Annotated in this window: 4 protein-coding genes; 2 read left to right on the forward strand and 2 right to left on the reverse strand. The window is 46.9% G+C overall.

The genetic code is table 11. From position 1 onward, the window contains the following. Positions 1-287: 287 nt before the first annotated feature. Positions 288-1,220: an AEC family transporter gene (locus HMPREF2907_RS04215; protein ID WP_070680378.1), complete on the reverse strand. Its 933-nt coding sequence runs from the start codon at positions 1,218-1,220 to the stop codon at positions 288-290. 664 nt (positions 1,221-1,884) lie between these two features. Between HMPREF2907_RS04215 and HMPREF2907_RS04220 the strand changes: the two genes are divergently transcribed. Both HMPREF2907_RS04220 and HMPREF2907_RS04225 read left to right on the forward strand, forming a co-directional pair. Beyond that, complete coding sequence (locus HMPREF2907_RS04220; protein ID WP_070680380.1) at positions 1,885-4,212, forward strand: YadA-like family protein; 2,328 nt, start codon at positions 1,885-1,887, stop codon at positions 4,210-4,212. Between the two features lie 242 nt (positions 4,213-4,454). Next, positions 4,455-5,768 carry an NCS2 family permease gene (locus HMPREF2907_RS04225; protein WP_070680382.1) on the forward strand — a complete coding sequence of 438 codons (1,314 nt, stop codon included), beginning with the start codon at positions 4,455-4,457 and terminating at the stop codon, positions 5,766-5,768. Positions 5,769-5,906: 138 nt separating this feature from the next. Here HMPREF2907_RS04225 and HMPREF2907_RS04230 read toward each other — a convergent pair whose 3' ends face one another. Then, on the reverse strand, positions 5,907-6,371 hold the full coding sequence (locus tag HMPREF2907_RS04230; RefSeq protein WP_070680390.1) for a type IV pilin protein: 465 nt from the start codon (positions 6,369-6,371) through the stop codon (positions 5,907-5,909). Positions 6,372-6,583: the final 212 nt, after the last annotated feature.

Raw genomic sequence — 6,583 nt, forward strand, 5'->3', positions numbered from 1 at the left:
GTACTGGTTTAAAGTTAATCCACTATACATAGCAAAGGTCGTCTGAAAACCTAGATTTAGGTTTTCAGACGACCTTTTAAATTTGAAGCGATACCCGAAAAATACCTTATCGCCCCCCCCCCGCAAGCCTGATGTCGGTATTCGACAACACTGTAATCAGTAAGCAGCCGCATCGAAGGTCAACATTCTGCAGCATATGGAAAACAAAATCATATCTGCTTTAAAGGCAAGGTCGTCTGAAAACCCTGTTCGGGGTGTTTCAGACGACCTTGCCTTACCCTCCCCTTTCAAACCATCGCTTGATACAACGCGATCATCAGCGGCATGGTGATGACGCACAGCAGCGTCGTGATGCCGTAAATCGCGCTGGCTTTACGGGCGTTCTGACCATAAACCATCGCCATTTGGGTAACGGTGGACGCGGCGGGGCTGACGGTGGCGAGGAAGCTGATAAGGACGACGGTATCGCTGTGTCCGCCCAAACGGGCTATGCCTGAAATTTTGACAAACACCAGCAGAATCAGAGGGATGAGTATCAGGCGCAGGAAGGCGACGAGGTAAATCCGTTTGGAGAGGACGATTTCTTTGAGCGGCAGCGAGGCAATCAGCATTCCGGCAACGAGCATGGCGACGGGGCCTATCATGCCGCCGACGGTGGCGAGCGTGTTGTCGATGATGTGCGGCAGTTTGATTTGGCAGGCAAACATGAACACGCCGATAAAAATGGATAGGATGTTGATGTTGGTGAGTACGGTTTTCCACGCAAGATTGCCGCGCCCGCAAAGCAGCAGGCGCAAGTGCGTCCAGAAAAGGAACATTTGGACGATGATGAAGCCGCTGGTGTAAATCACCCATTGCGGTCCGAAAATGGACATCACCAGCGGGATGATGAGATTGCCGGAATTGGTGTAAACCGTGGCGGCGTGTTCGAGCGTATCGAGCTTAAACAGGGTTTTGAAAAGCCTGCCCAGCGCGATCAGCAGGATGTGGAACACGACCGCCAAGGCGACCGAGAGTTTCAAACCGTCAATGATGTCGGGCGTGTTCTCGATTTGGAAGGCGTGAATCATCACCGACGGGCTGATGAGGTAGAGCGCGATGACGGAGAGCGTGCGGCTGTGTTCGGAATTCAGAAGCTTGGATTTCACCAACGCCATGCCCATCAGGACAATCAGGGTCAGCTCGGTGATTTTTCCGGCGAGGAGCAGGGCGGTTTCCATAGCTTATCCGTATCTGAATATAGAAAAGGAATTTTATAGCAAATCGCAGCTTTCGTTATCCATAAAGCCCCGGTTTTCCAAGCTATATCGCCATCTCTATGCAGACCCCTATAAATAAAAAGCAAAAGGGTCGTCTGAAACCTATTTAAGCCTTATGCCAGAATACCAGAGCCTTGCCGACAACAAGTACATCATCCTCATACGCAAGAGAAGTCTTTACAAAAATTAAAACATTTACTTGTAGTAGCAAAATGCCAAATGCATCCGAATAATCAAATTAAAATACCGTTCGTCGCTTTTTCCCCACAAATTGATAAAAATAGAAATTTAAAATATTTTCTACCAAACAAGGTAATACCCATCAAAAAAACCCAAAAATCAAATTAAAATATCATATATTTCATATGCTTATTATTCTATTGCCATTTATTGCATCAAAATGCATTTCAAAAAAATCGAAGAATACCGGCCTATGCGCCCCTGTTCTCACCATAAAAAATGACACAAGCCTTGATTTTTAATTTCGTACTTTTACAATATGCATTGAAACTTTTCTTGGCGATTATTAAGTTCCAGCCCGAAACGGCATAATCCTTTTACAGTTTACGGGGAGCCGCCGGAAAAGCATCAACGTCCTTACACCCACCATACAAAGGTAAAAAACATGAAAAAATTCAATGTAAAAGTATTGAGCATGGCTGTTACGGCAGCCGTAGCAAGCGGCGCAGCGGGAGCGGCTGAACAAAACTTTGCAGCAGCGGTTGGCGGCAAAGACGATCAAGGTCAAGCAGCGTTTTTTACTGTCTTCGGCGAAGGCACAACATATGATAAAGATACCGGCAAACTGACTTTCAAAAAAGATAGCGATGCCCTGCTTTTGAAGACTTTAGAGTTAGAACAAACCATTAATGGCTTTGCTTCCGGTTCGAATTTCATCACAACTGATGCTAATGGCAACAAAACCGTCCGCGAAGCCACTAATGAAGATATCGAAGCCGACAGCCTGAAAGGTGTAGGCTTGGCAGGCGGCCTTACCGCCGTCAATGCCCGCGTGGACAACTTGGCAGAAGAAACAGCGGCTGCTTTAGATGATCAAGACGAAACCATCGAGCAACTGAAAACTGCCATTACCACCAATGGTACCCGTATTGCCGAAGTTGCCACAGGTGTGAACGATCTGAATAAATCAGTCGCCGATATGGGCAAAGATATTTCCACCAAATTTGACGAAGTGGACAGTGAAATTTCCAAAGCTTCATCCGAGCTTTCCGAATCCATTGAAAAAGTAAGCGAAGACGTAACCGCAGTAAACACCCGTGTGGACAGCCTGGCACAAGACACAGCAGATTCCAAAGCCGCTGCCAAAGCCGCCGAAGACAAAGTAACCGAACTTTCTGCTAACGTTGACAGCAAAGTAAAAGAAGCCAAAGATGCCGCCGATAAAGCAGTGGATGCCGCTTCTAAAATTGATGCAGTTGCCGAAAAAGCTGACAAGGCAAGCAAAGGCGTAGAAGGTCTGACTGAAGCTTTAGAAAAAGTTGCAGAACAATCAGCTCTTGCAGCAGCTGAGAATGCTCAAGCCCTCAACGGCTTTGCAGAAGGCGATGAAATCGTCGTTACCGATAATAATGGTATCAAATCTGTCAAAACAGCTGCCAAAGAAGATGTTGAAGCCGACGAGTTCAAAGGGTTGGGCTTGAAAGAAGTTGTCGCAACGCACGATGAAGCTTTGGGTGACTTGACTGAAACCGTCAACGACAACAGCGAAGCATTGGTAAAAACTGCTGAAGTCGTTAATGCCATCAGCGCAGATGTGAATGCCAATAAAGCAGCATTGGAAGAGCAAAAAGAAGCTAACGAAGGCTTCAACACTGCTATTGCCAGCTTGGATAAAGACATCGGTGATCTTGCCTTGGCAGGCAAAGCAGCTATGGAAGCTTTAGAAGTCAACCGCAAAGATATTGACGCCAACAAAGCAGCAATCGAAACTAAAGCCGATAAAGCTGACTTCGAGGAATTGGCAAAATACACTGCCGATATGGGTAAAAAAGTTAACGACATCGGTGACGAAGTAACTGCCCTGAGCGATGCGACTAGCGCAGCTATCACTCGTCACGATAAAGACATCGTTGACTTGGCACAAGCAGGTCTGACAGCAACTGAGGCCTTGGAAGCGAACCGCAAGGATATCGATACCAATAAGGCGGCGATTGCTGAAAATACTGCCGCACTCGAAAAGCAAAAAGAAGCTAACGAAGGCTTTAACAATGCCATCACCAGCCTGGATAAAGACATTGGTGATCTCGCGTTGGCAGGCAAAGCAGCGATGGAAGCTTTAGAAGTTAACCGCCAAGATATTGACGCCAACAAAGCGGCAATCGAAACTAAAGCCGATAAGGATGCTGTGGAAACTGCTAAAAATGCAGCGGTTAAAGCTGAAAAATCAGTACAAGCAGTACAAGGTTCTGTTGAAATTGCCCAAAAATCTGCCCAAACAGCTGAAAGCCACGCCAAAGCAGCGCAAACATCTGCTGTTGCAGCCAATAATGTAGCGTCTACTGCGCAAAACGCTGCTGCCAAAGCTCAAGAAAGTGCCGATACCAATGCGGTACAAATTGCAGCCAATACTAAGCAAATCGATACCAACAAAACCGACATTGCTGCATTGCAAACTGCAAACGGCCAACACGCTGCAGGCATTGCTAAAAACTCAGCGCGTATCGACAGCTTGGACAAAAACGTAGCTAATCTGCGTAAAGAGACCCGTCAGGGCCTGGCAGCGCAGGCAGCCCTCAGCGGTCTGTTCCAACCTTACAGCGTCGGTAAATTCAACGTTACCGCTGCTTTAGGTGGTTTCAAATCTGATACCGCAGTTGCTGTGGGTGCAGGTTATCGCTTCAATGAAAACTTTGCAGCTAAAGCCGGTCTTGCAGTGGGTACCTCTTCAGGCGGCTCTGCATCTTACAACGTAGGTTTGAACTACGAATGGTAATATCTTCGTATCCCTGACCTAAATTGGCCCGCAGCTTCGGCTGCGGGTTTTTTATGCATTTAATCTTTGAAAGAAAAAATGCCCAAATATTCCCAAAGGTCGTCTGAAAACCCAACTCTGATTTTCAGACGACCTTTTCTCAAACCATTTCAACCGAAATGTTGACAATTTTTCACCCGATAACAAAGCGTTTTCAGTATAATACCGCCCGCAAATTTCCTTTTTTTTGAAAAGCATAAATCATGACTACTTCAAATCAAAATGTGCTGGAGCGTATATTCAATTTACGCGCAAACGGCACAAATGTGCGCACGGAGCTGATGGCAGGTCTGACCACCTTCCTCGCCATGTGTTACATCATCATCGTCAATCCGCTGATTCTCGGCGAAACAGGCATGGACATGGGCGCGGTATTCGTCGCCACCTGCATCGCTTCCGCCATCGGCTGCTTCGTGATGGGCTTCGTCGGCAACTATCCGATTGCGCTCGCGCCGGGCATGGGCTTGAACGCCTACTTTACTTTCGCCGTCGTCAAAGGCATGGGCGTGCCCTGGCAGGTGGCTTTGGGTGCGGTATTCGTTTCCGGCATCATTTTCATTTTATTCAGCTTTTTCAAAGTGCGTGAAATGCTGGTGAACGCGCTGCCTATGGGTTTGAAAATGTCGATTGCCGCCGGCATCGGGCTGTTTCTGTCGCTGATTGCGCTCAAAGGTTCCGGCATCATCGTCGCCAGCGAGGCGACTTTGGTGAAACTGGGCGACATCCACCAACCTGCTGCGCTTTTGGTGCTGGCAGGCTTCGCCATGGTGGTGGCTTTGGGACATTTCCGCGTCAAAGGTGCGATTATCCTGACCATTCTGACGATTACCGCCATTTCCACCCTGCTGGGCTTGAGCGAGTTTAAAGGCGTGGTTGGCGAAATTCCGAGCATCGCGCCGACTTTCATGCAGATGGATTTCAACGGCCTCTTTACCCTCAGCATGGTCAGCGTGATTTTCGTCTTCTTTTTGGTCGATTTATTTGACTCCACCGGCACGCTGGTCGGCGTTTCCCACCGTGCGGGCCTGCTGGAAGACGGCAAACTGCCCCGCCTGAAACGCGCCCTGTTCGCCGACTCGACCGCGATTGTCTCCGGTGCCGCACTGGGTACGTCTTCAACAACGCCGTATGTCGAAAGCGCGGCGGGCGTATCCGCAGGCGGCCGCACGGGGCTGACCGCCGTAACCGTCGGCATATTGATGCTGGCGTGTCTGATTTTCTCGCCGCTGGTACAGAGCATCCCCGGCTTCGCCACCGCGCCCGCGCTGCTCTACGTCGGTGCGCAAATGCTGCGCAGCGCGCGTGAAATCGACTGGGACGACATGACCGAAGCCGCTCCCGCTTTCCTGACCATCGTGTTCATGCCGTTCACCTATTCGATTGCCGACGGCATCGCTTTCGGCTTCATCAGCTATGCAGTGATCAAACTCTTGTGCAACCGCGTGAAAGACGTACCACCTATGGTGTGGATAGTTTCCGTATTGTGGGCATTGAAATTCTGGTATTTAGGAGGCTAATGGTCCATTTGCAGAAAGGGTCGTCTGAAAAAAGTTTTCAGACGACCTTTTATATATAACTAGTGGCTCATACTTTACTTAATTAATATCAGTTTAAATAGATATATAAACCATTCAGTAATAACTTCACAAACCCTCTTAAAGCCGATATACGGAACAGTTTTTATCTGCACCAGAAAAATAGTTTTTCGTAACATCATCACAAGAACTAGTAGTACTTTCACAAATAAAAGTCGTTAGAGATTCATTAATCTTTATTACCCTAGGTTCTTTATTCTTATCCAATGCAACTGCTTTTAAAGTAAATTTCCCATCTAACGCCCCTCTAGCAAGCCCATGAGGATAAATACAAAAATTTTCTAAACTCCGAGAGTTAGGCAAATCAGGCCACGCTGTAGAAGTTTTCTTGAAACTACCATTCTGCTGATAAAATCGTTCCATAAACTGAGCACTCTCAACAAGCGCTGCCAGAGCCTGACGTATTTCAGAGTCTCTAAGATATTTTTGATAACTTGGATAAGCTATTGAAGTTAAAATCCCAATTATTGCAATTACAAAGATTAATTGAATAAGAGAATACCCTTTACAATTTTCTTTATTCATCATTTATTACCTATTGATAATTTTATTACCTAATTTCAATATATCCTTTTTGTATAAGAAGACCTTTTGGGTTTATAACACTTACTTTCAGACTGACTAAAGCCTCCCACATTTTCTTCCAAGCAGAATACCAGCCTACATCTCAAACTCCTTACTCTAATGCTTCCAGTTAATTTACTTTTGGACGGCGTTTTTAGCTTTTGGGTTTGCGG

Source organism: Neisseria sp. HMSC055H02 (assembly GCF_001813335.1).
Taxonomy (GTDB): Bacteria; Pseudomonadota; Gammaproteobacteria; order Burkholderiales; family Neisseriaceae; genus Neisseria; species Neisseria sicca_C.

Excerpts from the sequence above, each read along its gene's own strand:
- HMPREF2907_RS04215 (WP_070680378.1), bottom strand. The coding sequence starts at position 1,220 with ATGGAAACCGCCCTGCTCCTCGCCGGAAAAATCACCGAGCTGACCCTG.
- HMPREF2907_RS04220 (WP_070680380.1), top strand. The coding sequence starts at position 1,885 with ATGAAAAAATTCAATGTAAAAGTATTGAGCATGGCTGTTACGGCAGCC.
- HMPREF2907_RS04225 (WP_070680382.1), top strand. The coding sequence starts at position 4,455 with ATGACTACTTCAAATCAAAATGTGCTGGAGCGTATATTCAATTTACGC.
- HMPREF2907_RS04230 (WP_070680390.1), bottom strand. The coding sequence starts at position 6,371 with ATGAATAAAGAAAATTGTAAAGGGTATTCTCTTATTCAATTAATCTTT.